This window comes from Rhizobium sp. CRRU65, assembly GCF_048551595.1.
GTDB classification, from domain to species: domain Bacteria; phylum Pseudomonadota; class Alphaproteobacteria; order Rhizobiales; family Rhizobiaceae; genus Rhizobium; species Rhizobium leguminosarum_J.
This window is the reverse complement of record NZ_JBLYZH010000018.1, coordinates 156,604-176,914: the sequence shown is the minus strand read 5'-3', so window position 1 is coordinate 176,914 and position 20,311 is coordinate 156,604. Positions and strand designations below refer to the sequence as shown.

19 protein-coding genes are annotated in these 20,311 nt (G+C 61.8%); 12 read left to right on the top strand and 7 right to left on the bottom strand.

What is annotated here, in order from left to right; all coding sequences use genetic code 11:
- Positions 1-204: 204 nt before the first annotated feature.
- Entirely contained in the window at positions 205-894 is a 690-nt protein-coding gene (locus ACM5SV_RS29965; RefSeq protein ID WP_222015629.1) for a ribonuclease HII, read from the bottom strand.
- 162 nt (positions 895-1,056) lie between these two features.
- Positions 1,057-2,214 carry a PA0069 family radical SAM protein gene (locus tag ACM5SV_RS29960; RefSeq protein WP_113545780.1) on the bottom strand — a complete coding sequence of 386 codons (1,158 nt, stop codon included), beginning with the start codon at positions 2,212-2,214 and terminating at the stop codon, positions 1,057-1,059.
- A 139-nt stretch (positions 2,215-2,353) separates the two neighbouring features.
- On the opposite strand from ACM5SV_RS29960, the gene ACM5SV_RS29955 reads away from it, so the two are divergent.
- Both ACM5SV_RS29955 and ACM5SV_RS29950 read left to right on the top strand, forming a co-directional pair.
- Positions 2,354-2,872: a glycosyltransferase family 2 protein gene (locus tag ACM5SV_RS29955; protein ID WP_017993099.1), complete on the top strand. Its 519-nt coding sequence runs from the start codon at positions 2,354-2,356 to the stop codon at positions 2,870-2,872.
- Positions 2,873-3,054: 182 nt separating this feature from the next.
- A complete protein-coding gene (locus tag ACM5SV_RS29950; protein ID WP_128440039.1) occupies positions 3,055-3,369 on the top strand; it encodes a hypothetical protein in 315 nt (104 codons plus the stop codon).
- Positions 3,370-3,402: 33 nt separating this feature from the next.
- On the opposite strand, the gene moaB is transcribed toward ACM5SV_RS29950, so the two are convergent.
- The 4 genes from moaB to ACM5SV_RS29930 all read right to left on the bottom strand — a co-directional run bounded on the left by moaB (position 3,403) and on the right by ACM5SV_RS29930 (position 7,899).
- A complete protein-coding gene (gene moaB / locus ACM5SV_RS29945; protein ID WP_012756248.1) occupies positions 3,403-3,954 on the bottom strand; it encodes a molybdenum cofactor biosynthesis protein B in 552 nt (183 codons plus the stop codon).
- Entirely contained in the window at positions 3,954-4,865 is a 912-nt protein-coding gene (locus tag ACM5SV_RS29940; RefSeq protein WP_012756249.1) for a 4-(cytidine 5'-diphospho)-2-C-methyl-D-erythritol kinase, read from the bottom strand. Before ACM5SV_RS29940 ends, moaB begins: the two co-directional genes overlap by 1 nt.
- A 51-nt stretch (positions 4,866-4,916) precedes the next feature.
- Positions 4,917-6,749: a tetratricopeptide repeat protein gene (locus ACM5SV_RS29935; protein WP_012756250.1), complete on the bottom strand. Its 1,833-nt coding sequence runs from the start codon at positions 6,747-6,749 to the stop codon at positions 4,917-4,919.
- Between the two features lie 133 nt (positions 6,750-6,882).
- Complete coding sequence (locus tag ACM5SV_RS29930) at positions 6,883-7,899, bottom strand: polyprenyl synthetase family protein (RefSeq protein ID WP_003556922.1); 1,017 nt, start codon at positions 7,897-7,899, stop codon at positions 6,883-6,885.
- A gap of 108 nt (positions 7,900-8,007) precedes the next feature.
- On the opposite strand from ACM5SV_RS29930, the gene ACM5SV_RS29925 reads away from it, so the two are divergent.
- Positions 8,008-8,235, top strand: a complete 228-nt coding sequence (locus ACM5SV_RS29925; protein WP_003556924.1) for a DUF2007 domain-containing protein — start codon at positions 8,008-8,010, stop codon at positions 8,233-8,235.
- A 6-nt stretch (positions 8,236-8,241) separates the two neighbouring features.
- On the top strand, positions 8,242-9,012 hold the full coding sequence (locus ACM5SV_RS29920) for a tRNA1(Val) (adenine(37)-N6)-methyltransferase (RefSeq protein ID WP_222015627.1): 771 nt from the start codon (positions 8,242-8,244) through the stop codon (positions 9,010-9,012).
- Between the two features lie 30 nt (positions 9,013-9,042).
- On the opposite strand, the gene ACM5SV_RS29915 is transcribed toward ACM5SV_RS29920, so the two are convergent.
- Entirely contained in the window at positions 9,043-10,383 is a 1,341-nt protein-coding gene (locus ACM5SV_RS29915) for an Nramp family divalent metal transporter (RefSeq protein WP_012756252.1), read from the bottom strand.
- 169 nt (positions 10,384-10,552) lie between these two features.
- Between ACM5SV_RS29915 and ACM5SV_RS29910 the strand changes: the two genes are divergently transcribed.
- The 8 genes from ACM5SV_RS29910 to purD all read left to right on the top strand — a co-directional run bounded on the left by ACM5SV_RS29910 (position 10,553) and on the right by purD (position 20,269).
- Complete coding sequence (locus tag ACM5SV_RS29910; RefSeq protein WP_221992649.1) at positions 10,553-11,413, top strand: S49 family peptidase; 861 nt, start codon at positions 10,553-10,555, stop codon at positions 11,411-11,413.
- Positions 11,414-11,431: 18 nt separating this feature from the next.
- Positions 11,432-11,623, top strand: a complete 192-nt coding sequence (locus ACM5SV_RS29905) for a membrane protein (RefSeq protein ID WP_003556931.1) — start codon at positions 11,432-11,434, stop codon at positions 11,621-11,623.
- A 366-nt stretch (positions 11,624-11,989) separates the two neighbouring features.
- On the top strand, positions 11,990-12,946 hold the full coding sequence (locus tag ACM5SV_RS29900; protein WP_017993106.1) for a glycine--tRNA ligase subunit alpha: 957 nt from the start codon (positions 11,990-11,992) through the stop codon (positions 12,944-12,946).
- A gap of 95 nt (positions 12,947-13,041) precedes the next feature.
- Entirely contained in the window at positions 13,042-14,865 is a 1,824-nt protein-coding gene (locus tag ACM5SV_RS29895) for a DUF2207 family protein (protein WP_409936792.1), read from the top strand.
- 114 nt (positions 14,866-14,979) lie between these two features.
- The gene (locus ACM5SV_RS29890; RefSeq protein ID WP_012756255.1) at positions 14,980-15,531 is read left to right on the top strand and encodes a LemA family protein; all 552 of its coding nucleotides are present in this window, start codon (positions 14,980-14,982) and stop codon (positions 15,529-15,531) included.
- 159 nt (positions 15,532-15,690) lie between these two features.
- Entirely contained in the window at positions 15,691-16,953 is a 1,263-nt protein-coding gene (locus ACM5SV_RS29885; protein ID WP_222015624.1) for a 3-phosphoshikimate 1-carboxyvinyltransferase, read from the top strand.
- Positions 16,954-16,991: 38 nt separating this feature from the next.
- On the top strand, positions 16,992-18,926 hold the full coding sequence (locus tag ACM5SV_RS29880; protein ID WP_221970907.1) for a DUF2207 domain-containing protein: 1,935 nt from the start codon (positions 16,992-16,994) through the stop codon (positions 18,924-18,926).
- A 65-nt stretch (positions 18,927-18,991) separates the two neighbouring features.
- On the top strand, positions 18,992-20,269 hold the full coding sequence (gene purD / locus ACM5SV_RS29875) for a phosphoribosylamine--glycine ligase (RefSeq protein ID WP_221970903.1): 1,278 nt from the start codon (positions 18,992-18,994) through the stop codon (positions 20,267-20,269).
- The last annotated feature ends 42 nt before the right edge of the window (positions 20,270-20,311 follow it).

Sequence of the window (20,311 nt, the reverse complement as noted above, 5' to 3'; positions counted from 1 at the left end):
CCACTTCTGTGGCAGGCCGTCTGTAATCTCGTCACGCGAAGTCGTCGCCACCTCTGTGAGCCGCCGCGACGACGCCGAAAACAATGCGACGATCTACACGCTCGCTTAACCTAGCGCATATGAGGGTTAGGGTGAGGGGCAGCCTTCGGCGTGAACCGGACAGCATTGGGACAAGCTCGGGCATATCCCGGTCTTTTGAATAACCTACTCGGAAAGCAGCTCGTCCGTCTCAGGAGCGCCCTCGGTCTTACGCAATGGCCTGAAGCTCATCCGGTGCAGCGAGCAGGGGCCGTGTCTCTCGATGCCGGCGCGGTGTTGCGCCGTGCCGTAGCCCACATGCGCGGCAAAGCCGTAATCCGGAAACACGCTGTGGGCCCGCGCCATCATTCGGTCACGCGTCACCTTGGCGACGATCGAGGCGGCGGCGATCGAGACCGAGCGGGCATCGCCCTTGACCACGGCCTGTCCGGGGCAGTCGAGGCCGGGCGGCACGTCGAGCCCGTCGGTCAGCACGTAGCTGGCCGGAATGGCGAGGCTGCAGATGGCGCGGCGCATGGCGTCGAGGCTTGCCTTGCGGATATCCGTCTCGTCGATGCGCGTCGAGCTGGAGGAGGCGATAGAGACGGTCGCGGTCGCCAGAATCTGCACGAACAGTTCCTCGCGCCGTTGCGCCGACAGCTGCTTGGAATCGTTCAGACCCTCAGGGATGCGCTTCGGATCAAGAATGACGGCAGCAGCAACGACGGGTCCCGCCAGCGGCCCGCGGCCTGCCTCGTCGGCGCCGGCGACGGGCCAGTGGCCAGCCTTGCGGGCTTTGAGTTCCAGCCGGAAATCCGGCACGAGCGGAGCCGTGTCGAAAAGCAGGGGAGAATCGGGTGGTGTGCGAGGTTTCATGCGGCTGAACCTCGCACACCAACCCGATTGCCCGCAAGTCCCCGGATCAGGGCGGCGGCCGGGGACGCTCCGGCGGATGGTGGCGGTCAGGGCCATCCGCGGGAATTGCGCTCGGGCTCGAAAACAGGCGGTTTCTCGAGAGCCGATGCGCAAGCTCAAAAATCAAAGAAGCGACAGCTGCACGCCGCTGCCATCGGGCGGCACGAACAGATCGTCGCGCAGCGGCATGCTGCGGCGCGTCAGCTCGAAACGTCGGGCGGCCATTTCAAAGCGCCGGGCAATCTGCCAGGCATAGGGGCCGGCGCCCTTCATGCGCTTGCCGAATTCGGCATCGTAATCCTTACCGCCGCGCATCGAGCGCACCAGCGACATCACATGCCGGTAACGATCGGGGTAATGCTGCAGCAGCCAGTCGCGAAACAGCGGGCTGACCTCGAGTGGTAGCCTGAGGATGACGTAGCTCGCCTCGGCGGCTCCGGCAGCCTTGGCCGATTCGAGGATGCGCTCCAGTTCGTGGTCGTTCAACGCCGGGATGAGCGGGGCGGCCAGCACAGCCGTCTGGATGCCTGCTTCGGCAAGCGTGTGGATCGTCTCCAGCCGCCGCGGCGGCGTGGCGGCTCGCGGCTCCATCGTCCGGGCAAGCTTGCGATCCAGCGTGGTCACCGAGATGCCGACGCGCACCAGGTTCTTAGCTGCCATCTCCTGCAGAATGTCGAGATCACGCAGGATCATCGCCGACTTGGTGACGATCGATACCGGATGGTTCGCCTTGTTCAACACCTCGAGAATGCCACGCATGATGCGCCATTCCTTCTCGATCGGCTGATAGGGATCGGTATTGGTGCCGATCGCGATCACCCGCACCTTGTAGCCGGGCTTGGCGAGTTCCCGCTCCAGGAGTTTTGCCGCATCGGGCTTGGCAAACAGCTTCGTCTCGAAATCGAGCCCTGCAGAAAGCCCCATATAGGCGTGTGTCGGTCGGGCAAAACAATAGATGCAGCCGTGCTCGCAGCCGCGATAGGGATTGATCGAGCGGTCGAAGGGAATGTCCGGCGATTCGTTACGGGTGATGGCCGTGCGCGGCTTCTCGACCTGCACTTCGGTCTTGAATGGCGGCAGCTCTTCCCACGTCTGCCAGCCATCGTCGACGGTTTCGCGTTGCTGCGCCTCGAACCGACCTGTCGGGTTCAGTCCCGCTCCACGTCCACGCCGCCGATCGACCTCGACTCTCAGACCGGAGGAAACGATCATCGCATCGGCAATATCTGCCGTATTGGCAGGCGCGAATGCGGCCTGCCCTGCCAGGGACTGCTCTCTCATCGGATTCTCCCGCGGCGAAAAGCCATCGCCTTCGCCCGTTTTGCTGATTAAATTCCTATCCGCAAAACGAGAACAATGCAAGAACAAAATGAGGAAAACGGTGCTGGCAAAAATTTGTGCGGCGCATTATAAATAGTCAATGTTGACGGTTGTTCTCGAATGTCAGGATCAGGAATCTGAGCTGGCACAGACTTTATCGGTATTGGTGGCAGGCGCGGTGGAGGGGCTGGTGAGCGATGTGGTCGTGCTCGATCACGGCTCGCGCGACGGCACCTCGCGGGTGGCCGACGCCGCCGGCTGCCGCTTCCATTCGCAGTGGGATATCAAGGACATCGTCCGCTCGGCGCGCGGCGAATGGCTGCTCTTTGTCGAGCCGGGCGCCAGACCCCAGGCCGGCTGGATCGATGAGATCGCTGAATATGTCGCGCTGAACAAATTGCCGGCGCGCTTCACCGCATCGCGTGCCTATAGGCGCCCTTTCTTCCAGCGTGTCGGCCGGGCCGTGCCGCCGCTGGAACTCGGCTTTCTCCTGCCGAAGAAGCAGGCGCTCGCCATCGCCAAAAGCGGGATGCGGTTGACTGAATTCGTCAAGGGCCAGAAGCCGCGCAAGCTCGCGAGCGAACTGATTCCGTCCTGGGTTGCCCGCGCTGCGCGATAGGTGCCACAACTCTCTCCATGAGCAAAAGATGGCGCCCAATAGGATTTCGCGCTATAATTCAAACATGGCGCCGTCGAAGCGCCTCGCTTCGCAACGGAATGGCCATGGAATGCCGGTGAACGGCAGAACAGGTCAGCGAAAATCTCCTCTTCTGCCGGGTTCCCGGCGAAAGGAGGTGCGTCATGGCACGCGGTAGGATCTACGGCCTCGTAGCCGTCATATTGCCGACATTGGTGATCGCGCATCCGCATTCGGCTGCATCGCAGATGATGCGCAGTTGCGCAGGCCGACCCGAAATCGTCAATTTCCTGGACAAGAACTTCGCCGAAAAGCTCACGGCAGTCGGACTGATCAACGAGAACGCCATTCTTGAGGTCTATGCCGCCGAAAGCGGCACCTGGACCCTCATCGTCACGGATGTTCACGGCATAAGCTGTGTTCTGCTGTCGGGTGACAGCTGGGACACGATGCCCGTCCTGCCAGGCCTGGCCACATAGTGAAGGCCCCTGTGCGCCAGGGGCAACCATGCCCTACTTCGTCGCGCCGCGTTTCAGGTGCTCGTCCAGCCGCGGCATGATCTCGACGAAATTGCACGGCGCGCTGCGATAGTCGAGCTGTCCTTTCAGAATGCCGTCCCAGGCATCCCGGCAGGCGCCGGGCGAACCCGGCAGCACGAAGATGAAGGTCGCGTTGGCAACACCTGCCGTGGCGCGCGACTGGATCGTCGCCGTGCCGATCTTCTCGTAGGAGATCCGGTGGAAGATGGCGGAAAAGCCGTCCATGCGCTTTTCGAACAAAGGCTCCAGCGCCTCTGGCGTCACGTCACGGCCGGTAAAGCCGGTGCCGCCTGTGGTGATGACGACGTCTATGTCTTGGTTCTCAGTCCAGGCCTTCACCCGCGCGGCAATCTTTTCGCGATCATCGGGCACGATCCCCCGGTCGACCAGCCTGTGCCCGGCCTCCCTGATCCGCGCCGCCAGCGTGTCGCCTGATTTGTCCGTCTCCGGCGTGCGGGTATCCGAGATCGTCAAAACCGCAATGCCGACCGCGATGAAGGGTCGCTTTTCGTCCAGACCTGCCATCACGCGCCTCCCGAAACCGTTTCTGTCGCCTGGAAATACCAGTCAGGGCGCTTGTCGTGAAGAGCTGCCGCCGCACCTTCGGCAGCAGTCATGCTCGCAAAGATGCCGAAACAGGTGGCGCCGGAACCGGACATGCGGGTCAACAGGGCGCCGCGAGCCTGCAGCATCGCCGAGATCGCCGCAATCTCGGGCACGAGTCCGCGCGCCGGCGGCTCCAGGTCGTTGCGGGCAGCAGCAATCGCCGCGAGCCAGTCGGCAGCCTGAGACCCGCTCAAAGCCAGGCTCAGGGCCGGATTGTTCTTTGTCGCCAGCCGGCGGAAAACCTCAGGCGTCGCGACGCCCTTCAGCGGATTGGCAAGCACCATGGCAAAGGCCGGCAGATCAGGCACCGGTTCGATCTTTTCGCCGATGCCGCGGGCAATCAGCGGCCGGCTCTCCAGGCACATCGGCACGTCGGCGCCGAGCTTCAGAGCCAATGCTGCGAGCGTCTCCGCAGATAACGTCGTGCCCCAGAGCCGCATCAGCCCGCGCAGCGTCGCGGCCGCATCGGCCGAGCCGCCGCCGATGCCGGAGGCGATCGGCAGGTTCTTTTCCAAATGGATGCGGACGGGAAAGGCGAGGGGACCGACCACCTCACGCAGAAGGTCGCGGGCCTTCAGCACCAGGTTGGTGCCGCCGTCGCCGGCAAGCGTTTCGCCAAAACGGCCGGACAGGGTCAATGCGTCGGTCGGCGACCGCATGAAGTCCAGCCGATCGCCGTGATCTGCGAAGGTCACCAGCATATCGAGCAGATGATAGCCATCCGGCCGTTGGCCCGTCACATGCAGGGCGAGGTTGATTTTCGCGCGTGCTTCCTCGGAAAAGCTAGAGCATGATGCCGAAAAGTGTGAGCGGTTTTCGGACGACATCATGCTCTATTTCTTTGATCTCACGCCGGCCACGCCCTCATCAGGCATGGTCCGTCAGGATTTCTTGTCGACCGGCGGCGGGGTGACGGGCGCCGGATCCGGCTGCTTCTTGTCGGCCGCCTTGGCATCGTCACTGGCGGGAGGCAGGCCGTTGGCGACCTTGTCCTTGATCTTCGGGATCTCGGCAGCTTCGGGCTCGGAGGCGAGCGCCCGGTTCCACTGGTAGACGGCCTCGAGCTTGCGCCCGACGCGCCAATAGGCATCGCCGAGATGGTCGTTGATCGTCGCGTCGCCGGCCTTGATCTGTGCGGCCCGCTCCAGCTCGTCGACGGCATCGTCGAAGCGGTTGAGGCGGAAATAGGCCCAGCCGAGCGAATCGATGATGTAGCCGTCGTCAGGGCGAAGGTCGACGGCCTTCTTGATCATGCCGAGACCTTCATCGAGGTTCCGGTTCATGTCGATCCAGGAATAGCCGAGATAATTCAGCACCTGCGGCTGGTCGGGATTGAGCTCCAGCGCCTTGCGGAAGTTCGGTTCCGCCTGGTCCCACTTCTTCAGCCGCTCATAGGCGATGCCGCGCTGGAAGAAGACGCTCCAGTTGGCGCGGCCGGGAATGGGGCCGATCGTTTCGACGGCCTTGTCGTAATTCGTGGCCATCGCCTGGTAGTCCTTGGCGTCGGAGAGCACGCTGCCATAAGCGAGGTAACTGCGGATGTCCTTCGGGTCGGAGGTGATCAGCGCCTGCAGGTGCTTGCGCGCCTCATCCACCTTGCCGCCCTGTGCAAGCGCAAGGCCGAGCTGCAGCTCGGAGATGCGCCGCATCGGCGAATTCTCCGGCACCTTCTTGTAGAGCGCGATGGCGCGGTCCATCTGGTTCTGCTTCTCGGCAATGCCGCCAAGCAGCACCAGCGTATCGGCGCTGTTCGGATCGAGCGCATTGGCCGTCTGCAGATACAGCGAGACGATGTCTTCGGCGCCGTCGCGGTTCAGCGCGCCGCCGACCGAAAAGAGCACGCCTGCAGCACCCTCTTCGGCCGTCTTGACCTGCTGGTCCTGCTTCTCGTTCTTCTCGATACTGTCGCGCAGCGCGTTCAGCGGCGCATAATTCGGCAGCAGGTTGTCGCCGACGGAAACGGCGTCGAGCGCCTTCTGCTTATTGCCTTGTGTTGCTTCGAGGCGGGCAAGCGCCATCACGGCGCGCATGAAGGTGTCGGGCGCCGTCGCGCCGCCTTCCTTGTCGAGCACGGCATCGTTCAGATGCTGGCGGGCGGATTTCACGTCGCCGGTGACGATGGCGATCGCGCCGGCATTGTAATTCTGGAAGATGCGGAACCAGTCCGGGCCCTTCATCTTCTCGACCATGGTGAGCGCTTCCTTACCGCGGCCGGCGCCGACGCGGGCCCAGGCGAGCAGCAGGTCGTTCATCATCCGGTCGAGATCGTTTGGCCCCTTATATTTCAGGATGGCCTCGGCGGACTTGTAGTCGTCGCGGCGCACGGCATCCATGCCGCGCACGATCGTGGTGATGCGCTCGACGGAAGGATCGCCCTTCAGGTCGTTGGCATATTTAACGCCGTCCTTGATATCGCCATTTAGCAGCAGCGAGATCATCAGCCGCTGGCGAATCTCGGGATTGCCGGGCTCGATCTGCAGCGCCTTCTTGTAGAGTTCGATCGCGGTTTCGTAGTCATGATCGACATCGGCCGTGCGCGCGGCGAGGAAGGCGCCGGAGAAAGTGGTGACGCTGTCCGCATCAAAGTGAACGGCCGTGCCGGCATCGTCTGTCTTGGCCGCATCCTCGGCGTTCGCGCCGCCGACACCGCTGAGCGAAAGGACAGCGGCAAGCGCTGCGCTCGTAAGAAGACGGATGGCAAGTCTCTGCCGCATTAGGAAACCTTTCTTCGACAGCGTCCCGGACAATGTGCCGGTCGCAAAACAAGTTGCGATCACTGATTCATAACAGGATGGCTTTTTTGAAGCGGCGCCGCAAGAAAATCAGCCTGCGATCAAGGACGTTTGATCAATTGACGCGCTCGATGCAGAAGTCGATCACTTCCATCAGGGCGGATTTCCAGACCGTATCGGGAAGGGGCGCAAGCGCATCCCGTGCGATCGTGCCGTAATGGATCGCGCGGCCGATCGTGTCGCTCAGCGTGCCATATTTGGTGATCAGCCCCAGCGCTTTTTCGAGGTTTGCGTCGGTGCTGTTGCCGGCTTCGATCGCATCGCGCCAGAAGGCGCGCTCGTCCTCGGTGCCGCGGCGATAGGCGAGAATGACCGGCAGGGTGATCTTGCCCTCGCGGAAATCGTCGCCGACATTCTTGCCGAGATCGGCCGCCTTGCCGCCATAGTCGAGCGCGTCGTCGACCAGCTGGAAGGCGAGCCCGAGATTCATGCCGTAGGATTTCAGCGCATTGCGGCCGGACCGGCCGGCCTCGGCGACGATTGGCCCGACTTCGGCGGCGGCGGCAAAGAGAGCCGCCGTCTTGGCGCGGATGACGGAGAGATAATCGTCCTCCGTCGTCTCCATGTTCTTGGCGACGGAAAGCTGCAGCACCTCGCCTTCGGCGATCACACAGGCGGCGGAAGACAGCACATCGAGTGCATCGAGCGAGCCGACATCGACCATCATCCGGAAGGCCTGGCCGAGCAGGAAGTCGCCGACCAGCACGCTTGCCTGGTTGCCCCAGATCATCCGCGCCGTCGATTTGCCGCGGCGCAGATCGCTTTCGTCGACGACATCGTCGTGCAGCAGCGTTGCCGTGTGCATGAACTCGACCGATGTGGCGAGCTTGACGTGGTTTTCGCCCCTGTAGTCGAACAGCGAGGCGGAAGCCAGCGTCAGCATCGGCCGTAGCCGCTTGCCGCCGGACGAGATCAGATGGTTCGCCACTTCGGGGATCATCTGCACGTCGGAGCCGGCCTTAGACAGAATGAGCTGGTTTACTCGCTCCATATCCGCCCTGGTGAGATCGACCAGCGGCTTTATGGATGCCAGTTTGTTTTTGCTTTCTTCAAGCGGTATGACCACGCCCAACGACCCGGACTCCTATTCATTCATTGCACCTGACAATAGAAAGGGGCGATGGACGCGGCAAGGGGTGAATTGTCGCGCTGAGCGAAATTGGAAGGAAAACGACGGCAAATGCATGAGCTTATCCGCGCCAACGACCCCGTTCTGCTCTCCTTTGCCGAGAGTTTGATGAAGGATGCCGGAATTCACTGCTTCATCGCCGATCAGGGCATGAGCGTGCTGGAAGGCTCGCTCGGCATGCTGTCGCGCCGCCTGCTGGTGGATGAGGAGATGGCCGATCAGGCGCGCCGCATCCTCACCGATGCCGGTCTCGGCGGCGAGCTGCGCGAGCGGAAGTGAGCTCCGATGACCGCCACTGACACTGTCGATGCCTTTCATCGCGGCGGCTTCCATGTGGTGCAGCCGAAGGGCAGGGGTCATCGCTCCGGCATGGATGCGATGCTGCTTGCGGCGCTCGTCGCCGACGATCGTCCGGTCAGGGTCGCCGATCTCGGCGCCGGCGCCGGCGCTGCCGGCCTTGCCGTCGCCTCGCGGCTTGCCAATACGCAAGTCGTGCTTTTCGAGCGCTCGGCCGAGATGGCCGATTATGCCCGCCGCAGCATCCTGCTGCCTGACAATGCCCATGTCGCCGGCCGCGTCAGCGTCGTCGAGGCCGATGTGACGCTGACCGCCAAGGCGCGCAACGATGCCGGGCTCACCGATGAGAGCTTCCACCACGTCATCATGAACCCGCCCTTCAACGACGCCGGCGACCGGCGTACACCGGACGCGCTGAAGGCCGAAGCCCATGCGATGACCGACGGCCTGTTCGAAAGCTGGATCCGCACCGCCGGCGCCATCATAATCCCAGGCGGGCAATTGTCGCTGATCGCCAGGCCACAGTCGATCGCCGAGATCGTCGCCGCCTGCGGCCGGCGCTTCGGCGGCATCGAGATCACCGCTATCCACCCGCGTCCGGGTGAAAACGCCGTGCGGATACTGGTGACCGCGATCAAGGGATCGCGGGCGCGGCTGTCGCTGCGTGCGGCCCTCATCATGCACGAAGAGGGGAGCCACAAGTTCTCCCCCCTCGTCGATGATTTTAACAATGGCCGGGCGGCCTACGCCAGGCTTTAGACTGGCGCCACACTTTTCCTGAAAAATGCTTCAGCCGGTGACGAAGTCGAAGAGCAGCTTGACGTTCAGCCCGGCGATGACGATCGCGATCAGATACGCAACCCCACTCAGCCAGCGCGGTGCCACGAGTTCACCCATCTTGGCTTTGTTGGCGGTGAACATCACCAGCGGGAAGACGGCGAAGGAAAGCTGCAGGCTGAGCACCACCTGGGTCAGGATCAAAAGCTCTGCCGTGCCCTGGTCGCCATACCAGATGGTGACGATCGCTGCCGGCACGATGGCGATGGCCCGGGTAATCAGGCGGCGCACCCACGGCTTTAGCCGAATCTTGAGGAAGCCTTCCATGACGATCTGGCCGGCAAGCGTCGCCGTCACCGTCGAGTTGAGACCGCAGCAGAGAAGCGCGATGCCGAACAGCGTCGGCGCGATGGCGAGGCCGAGCAGCGGCGACAGCAGCGAATAGGCATCGCCGAGTTCGACGACGTCAGTCTTGCCGTGCGCATTGAAGGCGGCGGCAGCCAGGATCAGGATCGAGGCGTTGATCAGCAGCGCGAAACAGAGCGCGACGGTCGAGTCGATCGTCGCAAAGGTGAGCGCCTCCCTCTTTTCGGGAACCGTATGGCCATAGGCCCGCGTCTGCACGATACCGGAGTGGAGGTAGAGATTGTGCGGCATGACGGTCGCGCCGAGAATGCCGAGCGCCAGATAGAGCATCTCGGGATTGGTGACGATCTCCGTCGTCGGGAAGAAGCCGGTGAGGACCGCGCCCCATTGCGGGTCGGCCAGCAGTATCTGCACGCCGAAGCAGACGGCGATAACGCCGAGCAGCGCGATGATGAAGGCTTCCACCCAGCGGAAGCCGAGCTTCTGCAGGAAGAGGATCACGAAGACGTCGAGCGCGGTGATCAGCACGCCGAGTTCGAGCGGGATGCCCATCAACAGGTTGAGGCCGATCGCCGTGCCGATCACCTCGGCGATATCGGTGGCGATGATGGCGATTTCCGCAAAGGCCCAGAGCGGCAGCGAGACATATTTCGGAAAGGCGTCGCGGCAGGCCTGGGCGAGGTCGCGGCCGGAGGCGATCGCCAGGCGCGCGCAGAGCGATTGCAGCACGATCGCCATCAGGTTGGAAAGCAGAGCGACGGTGAGCAGCGCATAGCCGAATTTCGAGCCGCCGGCGAGCGAGGTCGCCCAGTTGCCGGGGTCCATATAGCCAACGGCGACCATGTAGCCCGGTCCGGCGAAGGCTGCCGCCCTTCGCCATCTCGAGCTGTGACGCCCAGTACCGACGGTGCGGTAAACATCCGACAGCGACGCTTCTCCGCGTTCGTGCCGCCAGCCGTTCTTTGCATTCGGATTGAGGGCGTCCATGCGATTTCCACCTGTTTTATCGTCAGCGCACTATGACGAATTAGAATGATAATGCAAGTCATTCGCAATAACAAATTCAAACCCGCTATTTTCAGGAACGCGGCCATTGCGTTTGCCGTTCCAGCGCATACATGGAGGCGATCGTGCGACCCGAAGCGAAGGATGGAAAATGGCCGGATTCTTGAGAAAACTGCTGCCGAAACGGTTCCGCAAGGACGGCATCACCATTCCGGTCGTCCGGCTGCAAGGGGCGATTATCAGCGGCGGCGGCCAGTTCCGACCGACCCTCAATCTCGCCAATGTCTCTCCGGTTCTGGAAAAGGCCTTCGCCATGAAGGACGCGCCGGCGATCGCCATCTCCATCAATTCGCCGGGCGGCTCGCCCGTCCAGTCGCGCCTGATCTTCACCCGCATTCGCGAGCTCGCCCGTGAGAAACAGAAGAAGGTTCTGGTCTTCGTCGAGGATGTCGCTGCCTCCGGCGGTTACATGATCGCGCTTGCCGGCGACGAGATCATTGCCGACGCCACCTCCATCGTCGGCTCGATCGGCGTCGTTTCCGGCGGTTTCGGCTTTCCCGAACTCTTGAAGAAGATCGGCGTCGAACGCCGCGTCTATACGGCGGGCGAAAACAAGGTGATCCTCGATCCCTTCCAGCCGGAAAAGGAAAAGGATATCGAGTATCTGAAGAGCCTGCAGCTCGAAATCCACCAGGTCTTCATCTCCATGGTGCGCGAACGTCGCGCCAGCAAGCTGAGGGACGATGCGACGGTATTTTCCGGCCTGTTCTGGAGCGGCACGCGCGGCCTCGAACTCGGCCTCATCGATGGCCTCGGCGACATGCGCCAGGAGTTGAAGAGGCGCTACGGCCAGAAGACCAAACTGGAGCTCGTCACCGCCGGCCGCGGCCTGTTCGGCCGCCGGATTCCAGGTGTGTCGCCGGTTTCGCTCGAGGGCGCTGCATCCGGTCTCGCGACAGGGCTTGTCGAAGCGGCGGAAGAAAGAGCATTGTGGAGCCGTTTCGGGCTTTGAAGGGAGCAAGAGAGGGGCATGCCGCAGTTAATTACTATTCTGATCCTGGTCTTCTCAGCCTGGTGGCTTTACCGCCGCTTCGTCTCCGATGCCCGCAAGCTCGCCGAAAAGTCGCGCCGTGCTGAAAAAGAGCGCCAGACCGGCGCGATCGGCACGCTGGTCAAGGACCCGGCGACGGGAGAGTACCGGCTGAAGCGCGAGGGAGAATAAGAGGCGTCGCCACTCATTTGCCCCTCATCCGGCAATGGCTCCGGGCGCTCTGCAGGTGGAAGCCCCCCTCTGCCCTGCCGGGCATCTCCCCCACAGGTGGGAGATCGGCAAGTGGCTAAGGCTTCCCCAAACAACGGAACGCCTGCGCGGAGCCGTTATGAAAGCCGGCACATTCCCCCCAGCCGATCTCCCCCTTTGTGGGGGAGATGTCCGGCAGGACAGAGGGGGGCACCCCCCACAGCACAAGAAAGAATTCCTCTTCCATATCGGCATTCGATGGCTCTCCGCCGCTGCAAAAGTCTTGACCCCCGCCGCCCTCCATGGCACCTGTCGCGCCGATAAATCCCAAGCAATCGGTGCCGTTCGATGTCAGCTATCCCAGACCATATGAACCCGAAGCGCTCCTTCCAGGCGCTGATCCTGACCCTGCATAATTACTGGGCGGACAAGGGTTGCGCGGTGCTGCAGCCCTATGACATGGAAGTCGGCGCCGGCACCTTCCACCCTGCCACCACGCTGCGCGCCCTCGGCCCCAAGCCCTGGAAGGCCGCTTACGTCCAGCCGTCGCGGCGCCCGTCCGACGGCCGCTATGGCGAAAACCCGAACCGGCTGCAGCATTATTACCAATACCAGGTCATCCTGAAGCCGAACCCTGCAAATCTGCAGGAGCTTTATCTCGGCTCGCTGGCGGCGATCGGTCTCGATCCGCTGCTGCATGACATCCGCTTCGTCGAGGATGACTGGGAAAGCCCGACGCTCGGCGCCTGGGGCCTCGGCTGGGAATGCTGGTGCGACGGCATGGAAGTCTCGCAATTCACCTATTTCCAGCAGGTCTGCGGTATCGAATGCTCGCCGGTCGCTGGCGAATTGACCTATGGTCTCGAACGGCTCGCCATGTATGTCCAGGGCGTCGACAATGTCTACGACCTGAACTTCAACGGCCGCGACGGCGACGAAAAGATCAGCTATGGCGATGTCTTCCTGCAGGCCGAGCAGGAATATTCGCGTCATAATTTCGAGTTCGCCAATACCGAGATGCTGCACCGCCATTTCGTCGATGCCGAGAAGGAATGCCGGGCGCTGCTCGATGCCGGCGCCCCCGGCGACAACGCCAACCAGCGCCTGCACAAATGCGTCTTCCCGGCCTATGACCAGTGCATCAAGGCAAGCCATGTCTTCAACCTGCTCGACGCCCGCGGCGTCATCTCGGTCACCGAGCGCCAAAGCTATATCCTGCGCGTTCGCACGCTTGCCAAGGCCTGCGGCGAAGCCTTTCTGCTGACCGACGCCGGCGGCGTCAATCTCTCGAAAGAGGCGGCGTAAAAGCCGTCTCGAAAATTTCCGTCGCTTCCGTCGCTCCGCTTCTTTTGTATTGCGCAAACCGCCCCCACATTGTCTTGTGGGTGTTGCGATCACGTATGGCTTCGGTATCTCTTTTGAAGAGCGGTATTCTTTACTTTAAACTTTTGTATGAAAATTCCGCCCCCAGGATGTTGCGCCTTTTAGCATGGCCCATCTTATGCGCCATGCTGTTCGTCCTGACTTCGTGCAGCAATTTCGACAAAGAATTCACCGTCTATTCGGCAAACACTACGATCGAAGTCTATACCGACGGCAGTGCGTTTGTGTCGGAACACTTCGACATTTTGGTAAAAAAGGCGGAAAATTACGGCGGCGTCTACGTTGATATCCCTCAACGTTTCACGGATGCGTCAGGTGGTGTTCACTGGCGCGATTTCGAACTGGCCGCAGCCCGGCGTGACGGAATCGACGAATATTATTTCAAAGAAAACAATGTGCCGGGCTATTCGGTTTACATAGGAGCGGAGCACTGCAAAAGCTGTTCTGCAGATCTGCTCACCGGTGTTACAAAGATCCAGATCGCTTACTGGCTCGGACGCCTGGTTCGTCAGGAAGGCGATCACGAGGTTCTCTTCCTGCCGGCCTATATGGGCCGCGTGCACGGCCAGGGAGCGAAAAAAACGCTTACTCTGAAGCTGCCGCCGGGCGGAACGGTACGCCCCTCGCAACAGGATCGGGCGGCGGGCTATGACATTACGCGGAGCGCACCGAATGAGATCTTGGTATCTATTCCAGTAGGTAAAGCGGATCGAAAGCTGCCGGACATCGAGATCGAATATCCCGCAGGGACCTTTGTGACCGTAACGAGCGGCGAGCGGGTGCAGTGGTGGCTTTCCGATCACTTTCTCCCATTCATAAGCATTTTGGGACCGCTCATCGCCGGTCTGTTTGTCCTCACGAGATTGGGGCAGGGCTGGCGATTGCCTGCACCTTCAATTGCTGGCGATAGCAAAAAGACGGAGAGCATCTCGCCTGCTTTAGCCGCCTATGTGTTTTGGAACTGGAAGCCGGATACTGCAAAGGCGGCCTTCATGGCGTCTGTCTGCCATCTCGCAACGAAGAGACTGCTTCGCATTTCTGGCCTTGGGGAGAATGCTGAAGCTTCGGATTTGTCTGCCAGGCAGGTGCGCAAGAAGGGCAAGGTGGCGCGCGCCAGATGGTATGGTCTTCCAGCTGTGACACGTTCGGTATTTGGTCGAATTGAAGGAGAGCGGCCCGTCAATGATCGGCGCACCGTCGTATATGCCCTGTATGGTTTCGAACGTGACTTGCACCAGATAGTCGCCGAGGAATATTGGAAAGTTAGAGGCGGCGCAGATCGAGCAGCGTTGACGACTTCGGCTACAATTCTAGTTCTTGGCATTGCCACTGCCTATTTGTCGGGCCTCTTGATTTTTTCCGCGGCCATCTGCGGGATATTGCTCATTGTTTTTCTGGTGGTAACAATGTTCCGCCATCCAGAGCGGTTTCCCGTGGCCACCGGCACCTCCGAGCAGTTCAAACAGGCGATTAGTTTGTTTGTGGGTCTTCCGGCGATACTGATTGTTGCACTTTGCTATATCGGCACGACCGAGGTGATCGGCGAACAGCAGCCATATCTGGTGGCGATCTTGCTGCACATTGCCGGCATTATCGCCGTTTTGGCGATGCTGCGCATGCCAACGTCGAAGCAGCGGCAGATCCGCAATAACATCCTCAGTTTGCACCGTTATTTCCACGGTGAGATCGATTGCCCGCCAATGTCGATCGAATGCTACGAGCACCATCTGCCCTTCGCCGTCGCGCTTGGTGTCGAGCAACGCTGGACCGAACGTTTCAACCTCTGGCGAGAGAGCGAGAAGATGGATGCCTATGCTCCGGATTGGCGAACAAGTTCTTAGACGAGCGGTATTTTCAAAGTCTGATCGAAATCAGTCAAAGAATGACTGCGCCAAGATGACTTTGTTATGCCGAATCACTAACGTGCGATCATCAAATCGGGGGAGCTCATCTGCATGTATGTGATACTCGCTATTATCGTTGTCATCGCTCTCTATCTCGTCTTCATTTACAACGGCCTGGTTCGCGCGCGACAGATGGCGGAAGAAGCCTGGTCGGGCATCGACGTCCAGCTCAAGCGCCGCGCCGACCTGATCCCGAACCTTATCGAGACGGTCAAGGGTTATGCCGCCCACGAAAAATCGACGCTCGAAGAGGTGGTTGAGCTCCGCAACAAGGCGCAGGCCGTGCCATCGGGCGATGTGGCCGGCAGGGCGCAGGCGGAAGGTCTGCTCGGCCAGGCGCTCGGCCGCGTCATCGCGCTTGCCGAGGCCTATCCGGATCTCAAGGCCAACCAGAACTTTGCCGAGCTGCAGGCCTCGCTGGAAACCATGGAAGGCGAACTGCAGATGGCGCGGCGTTATTACAATGGTGCGGCCCGCGACCTGAACGTCAAGGTCGAAAGCTTCCCGTCCAATCTCGTCGCCGGCCAGTTCGGCTTTGCCAAGCGGGAATATTTCGAAATCACCAACGAAGCCGACCGCGCCGTCCCCACCGTGAAATTCTGACGATCCGGCATTTTGCCTTTGCCAGAAAGCGATTAAGAGCAAGGGCAGATTGCGGCCGGCTTGAGCATGTCGCGCAAAACCAAAGACCTGAAGGGTGGGCCAAGCGAATCTGAAAGATCGCGACGCGCTTCAGGGTCGCCCCATGGACGGAAGAACAGCATGACACGCACAGCCAAACTCACGATCATTCCGCCGGGCAGGCCGCTTTCGGGCCGCGCCATGCCGCCCGGCTCCAAGTCGATCACCAATCGCGCGCTGCTGCTTGCCGGCCTTGCGAAGGGCACGAGCCGGCTGACCGGGGCGCTGAAGAGCGACGATACGCGTTATATGGCCGAAGCGCTGCGTGCCATGGGTGTTACGATCGACGAGCCTGACGATACCACCTTCGTCGTCACCGGCAGCGGCAGGCTACTGCCGCCGAAGGCGCCGCTCTTCCTCGGCAATGCCGGCACGGCGACACGTTTCCTGACGGCGGCTGCGGCTTTGGTCGACGGCACCGTCATCGTCGATGGCGACGAACATATGCGCAAGCGCCCGATCGGGCCGCTGGTCGAGGCGATGCGAACGCTCGGCATCGACGTGAGTGCCGAGACCGGCTGCCCGCCGGTCACCGTCAAGGGCACCGGCCGCTTCCAGGCCGACCGCATCCGCATCGATGGCGGCCTGTCCAGCCAGTATGTTTCGGCGCTGCTGATGATGGCGGCCGGCGGCGACCGGCCGATCGACATCGAACTCGTCGGCGAGGATATCGGCGCGCTCGGCTATATCGATCTGACCACGGCGGCGATGAAGGCTTTCGGCGCCAAGGTCGAGAAGACCAGCCCGGTCACATGGCGCGTCGAGCCGACCGGCTACCACGCTGCCGACTTCATCGTCGAGCCGGATGCCTCGGCCGCGACCTATCTCTGGGCCGCCGAAGTCCTCACAGGCGGCGCGATCGATCTCGGTGTTCCCTCCGACGCCTTTTCGCAGCCGGATGCGCGCGCCTATGACATGATCGCCAAATTCCCGCATCTGCCGTCGGAGATCGACGGCTCGCAGATGCAGGATGCCGTTCCCACCCTTGCCGTGCTTGCCGCCTTCAACGAGACGCCGGTTCGCTTCGTCGGCATCGCCAACCTGCGCGTCAAGGAATGCGACCGCATCCAGGCGCTCTCGACCGGCCTCAACCGCATTGTTTCAGGCCTTGCCCGCGAGGAGGGTGACGATCTGATCGTGCAGTCGGATCCCGCACTTGTGGGCCAACATCTGCCGGCGGAGATCGACAGCTTCGCCGACCACCGCATAGCTATGAGTTTCGCGCTGGCCGGCCTGAAGATCGACGGCATCACCATTCTCGATCCCGATTGCGTCGGCAAGACCTTCCCCGCCTATTGGCGGACGCTGGCCACCCTCGGCGTGACCTATCAGGACAAAGATTGACGAAACGCGCAGCCGAGGCTGCCGGCGGGGAGACAGGGATGGGGCGTCGGTTTTTCGGATTTTGCTTTGCACTGCTGTTGATGCTCGCCGCCCCGGCGGCCTTTGCCGCCGAGGTGATCGACAGTTTTGCCTCCGACATTACGCTCGAAAAAAGCGGTGCGATGACGGTGACGGAAACGATCACCGTCAATGCCGAAGGCAATCAGATCAACCACGGCATCTTCCGTGATTTCCCGCTCTATTTCACCGATGCCGCGGGTCGCCGCCGCAGCGTCGATTTCGATATGGTGTCGGTCCAGCGCGACGGCGATAACGAGCCCTGGCACACTGAATCGATATCAGGCGGCATCCGCATCTATGCCGGTTCTGCCGACGTGACCGTGACGCCGGGCCGTCATCGATACGTCTTCACCTACAGGACCAATCGCCAGATCCGCTATTTCGACGATCATGACGAACTCTATTGGAACGTCACCGGCAACGGCTGGATCTTCCCGATCCGCTCGGCCACGGCGACGGTGAAGCTGCCGCCTGATGTCGGCGCGACGGAGACGACCTTCTTCACCGGCCCTGAGGGAGCCACCGGAAAGAATGCCCGCGTCAGCGAGAGCGGCGCTGGCTTGGTCTTTTCCACCACCGCGCCGCTTGATGCCTACGAAGGCCTGACCTTTGCGATTCGCATGCCGAAGGGGTCTATCGATCCGCCGAGCGCGGATATGGAAAGCACCTGGTGGCTGAAGGACAACCGCAATTATTTCATCGGCTTCGGCGGTCTGCTCCTGGTTTTGGCATATTACACGCGCTCCTGGCTGAAGGTCGGCCGCGATCCTGCCCGTGGCGTCGTCGTGCCGCGCTGGGACGCGCCTGATGGTATCTCGCCGGCGCTGGTCAACTATATCGACAATAAGGGCTTCTCCGGCGAGGGCTGGACGGCGCTGTCCGCCACCGCGCTCAATCTTGCCGTCCGCGGTTACGTCAAGCTCGAAGACCTGAAGAATTCGATTGTCATCCAAGGCACCGGCAAGCCACTCGGCAAGGAGAAATTCCAGGCCGGCGAAATCGAATTGCTGAAGGTCGCCGGCGGCGCCGGTTCGACGCTGACGATCGACAAGGCCAATGGCGAGCGGGTGAAGTCCGTCGGCCAGGCCTTTCGCTCGGCGATCGAGAAAGAACATCGCGGCAAATATTACAATTCCAACCTCGGCTATACCGCCGGCGGCATCGTGCTCAGCGCCGCAGCCCTAGTGATCCTGTTCGTCTTCGGTTCGCTGGCGCCGGATACCATCGCGCTGATGCTGATCCCGATCGCCATTTCGGTCTTCGTTGCGGTGTTCGCCGCCGGCCTCGTCAGGTCGCTGCATCGCGGCAAGTCGCTGTTCGGTAAGATCATCGCCATCATCTCCGCCGCGATCGGCGTCTTCGTCGGCATCAGCATCCTGGCGGCCATGGTGCTGGCGCTTGCCTCGTCGCTGGTGGAACTGCACGAAACGCCGATGCTGTTTGCCGTCGGCGGCATCGTGCTGCTCAACATCCTCTATGTCTTCATCATGGGTGCACCGACCCCGCTCGGCGCCAAGATGATGGATGGCATAGACGGCCTGCGCCAATATCTGACGCTTGCCGAGAAGGACCGGATGAACACGGCCGGCGCCCCTGAAATGTCGCCACGGCATTTCGAGACGCTGCTGCCCTATGCGGTGGCGCTCGGCGTCGAAAAACCCTGGTCACGCACCTTCGAGACCTGGCTTGCTGCAGCCGCTGCCGGTGCGGCTGCAGCCTATGCGCCCGCCTGGTATGCCGGCAATTTCAACAGCGGCAGCTTTTCCGATCGTATCGGTGGGTTTTCCTCGTCCATGGCCTCGACCATCGCGTCGACGATACCCGCGCCGCCGCCCTCAAGTTCATCCTCCGGTTTTTCCGGCGGCGGCTCGTCCGGCGGCGGTGGCGGAGGTGGGGGAGGCGGGGGCTGGTAAGCTTTCCCGCTTGACCTTTCGGCCCTTGGCCCTTAACCGCCAGACAGAAAAGGAAAGGGTCGCGCATGAAGGTTCTGTTGATCGGATCGGGCGGACGCGAGCACGCGCTCGCCTGGAAGCTGGCGCAATCGCCGCTGATGAGCGAATTCTACGCCGCACCCGGCAATCCCGGCATTGCCGAACACGCCGTGCTCGTGCCGGTTGACATCGAGGATCATGAAGCGGTCGTGGCCTTCTGCAAGGACAAGGCGATCGATTTCGTCGTCGTCGGCCCGGAAGCGCCGCTGGTTGCCGGCCTCGCCGACCGGCTGCGCGCCGATGGCCTGGCGGTCTTCGGTCCCTCCGCTGCCGCAGCCCAGCTCGAGGGTTCCAAAGGTTTCACCAAGGATATCTGCGCCCGCTACGGCATTCCGACAGGCGCCTACCAGCGCTTCAACAATGGACCGAAGGCCAAAGCCTATATCCGCGCCGAGGGCGTGCCGATCGTCGTCAAGGCCGATGGTCTTGCCGCCGGCAAGGGCGTGACGGTTGCGATGACGCTCGATGAAGCTTTGGCCGCGGTCGACGACTGCTTCGAGGGCGCCTTTGGTGCTGCCGGCGCCGAAGTCGTCGTCGAAGCTTATCTCGATGGCGAGGAAGCGAGCTTCTTCTGCCTCTGCGATGGCAAACATGCGCTGCCGCTCGCAACCGCCCAGGATCACAAGCGGGTGGGCGAGGGCGATACCGGCGTCAATACCGGCGGCATGGGCGCCTATTCGCCGGCGCCTGTGATGACCGCCGAAATGGTCGAGCGCACCATGAAAGAGATCATCGAACCGACGATGCGCGGCATGGCCGAGAGTGGTCATCCTTTCTCCGGTGTCTTTTTCGCCGGGCTGATGATCACCAAGAAGGGGCCGGAGCTGATCGAATACAATGTCCGCTTCGGCGATCCCGAATGCCAGGTGATGATGATGCGGTTGAAGAGCGATCTCCTGCCGCTGCTGCTCGCCACCGCCAACGGCACGCTCGATCAGGTCAAGGCCGAATGGAACGAGGATCCGGCACTGACGGTGGTCATGGCCTCGAAGGGTTATCCGGGCGCCTACGACAAGAACACGCCGATCCTTTCCCTGCCGGACGCAGGCAAGGGCGAGAAGGTGTTTCATGCCGGCACGGGTCTGAAGGACGGCGCGCTGGTTGCGACCGGCGGCCGTGTGCTGAATGTCACCGCGTCAGGCGGCACGGTCGCCGAGGCCAAGGACCGCGCATACGCGCTGCTTGACAGGGTGAGATGGGAAAACGGCTTCTGCCGGCGCGACATCGGCTGGCGGGCGATCGAGCGCGAAACTGGCTCGGTATGAGTATAAACCGGCCCGTTCTTTAAATTTTTACCCTTTCCCCTG

Excerpts from the sequence above, each read along its gene's own strand:
- ACM5SV_RS29955 (WP_017993099.1), top strand. The coding sequence starts at position 2,354 with ATGTTGACGGTTGTTCTCGAATGTCAGGATCAGGAATCTGAGCTGGCA.
- ACM5SV_RS29885 (WP_222015624.1), top strand. The coding sequence starts at position 15,691 with ATGACACGCACAGCCAAACTCACGATCATTCCGCCGGGCAGGCCGCTT.
- ACM5SV_RS29895 (WP_409936792.1), top strand. The coding sequence starts at position 13,042 with ATGGCTTCGGTATCTCTTTTGAAGAGCGGTATTCTTTACTTTAAACTT.
- moaB (WP_012756248.1), bottom strand. The coding sequence starts at position 3,954 with ATGGCAGGTCTGGACGAAAAGCGACCCTTCATCGCGGTCGGCATTGCG.
- ACM5SV_RS29905 (WP_003556931.1), top strand. The coding sequence starts at position 11,432 with ATGCCGCAGTTAATTACTATTCTGATCCTGGTCTTCTCAGCCTGGTGG.
- ACM5SV_RS29915 (WP_012756252.1), bottom strand. The coding sequence starts at position 10,383 with ATGGACGCCCTCAATCCGAATGCAAAGAACGGCTGGCGGCACGAACGC.
- ACM5SV_RS29925 (WP_003556924.1), top strand. The coding sequence starts at position 8,008 with ATGCATGAGCTTATCCGCGCCAACGACCCCGTTCTGCTCTCCTTTGCC.
- ACM5SV_RS29920 (WP_222015627.1), top strand. The coding sequence starts at position 8,242 with ATGACCGCCACTGACACTGTCGATGCCTTTCATCGCGGCGGCTTCCAT.
- ACM5SV_RS29890 (WP_012756255.1), top strand. The coding sequence starts at position 14,980 with ATGTATGTGATACTCGCTATTATCGTTGTCATCGCTCTCTATCTCGTC.
- ACM5SV_RS29935 (WP_012756250.1), bottom strand. The coding sequence starts at position 6,749 with ATGCGGCAGAGACTTGCCATCCGTCTTCTTACGAGCGCAGCGCTTGCC.
- ACM5SV_RS29965 (WP_222015629.1), bottom strand. The coding sequence starts at position 894 with ATGAAACCTCGCACACCACCCGATTCTCCCCTGCTTTTCGACACGGCT.
- ACM5SV_RS29950 (WP_128440039.1), top strand. The coding sequence starts at position 3,055 with ATGGCACGCGGTAGGATCTACGGCCTCGTAGCCGTCATATTGCCGACA.
- ACM5SV_RS29880 (WP_221970907.1), top strand. The coding sequence starts at position 16,992 with ATGGGGCGTCGGTTTTTCGGATTTTGCTTTGCACTGCTGTTGATGCTC.
- ACM5SV_RS29960 (WP_113545780.1), bottom strand. The coding sequence starts at position 2,214 with ATGAGAGAGCAGTCCCTGGCAGGGCAGGCCGCATTCGCGCCTGCCAAT.
- purD (WP_221970903.1), top strand. The coding sequence starts at position 18,992 with ATGAAGGTTCTGTTGATCGGATCGGGCGGACGCGAGCACGCGCTCGCC.
- ACM5SV_RS29940 (WP_012756249.1), bottom strand. The coding sequence starts at position 4,865 with ATGATGTCGTCCGAAAACCGCTCACACTTTTCGGCATCATGCTCTAGC.
- ACM5SV_RS29910 (WP_221992649.1), top strand. The coding sequence starts at position 10,553 with ATGGCCGGATTCTTGAGAAAACTGCTGCCGAAACGGTTCCGCAAGGAC.
- ACM5SV_RS29900 (WP_017993106.1), top strand. The coding sequence starts at position 11,990 with ATGTCAGCTATCCCAGACCATATGAACCCGAAGCGCTCCTTCCAGGCG.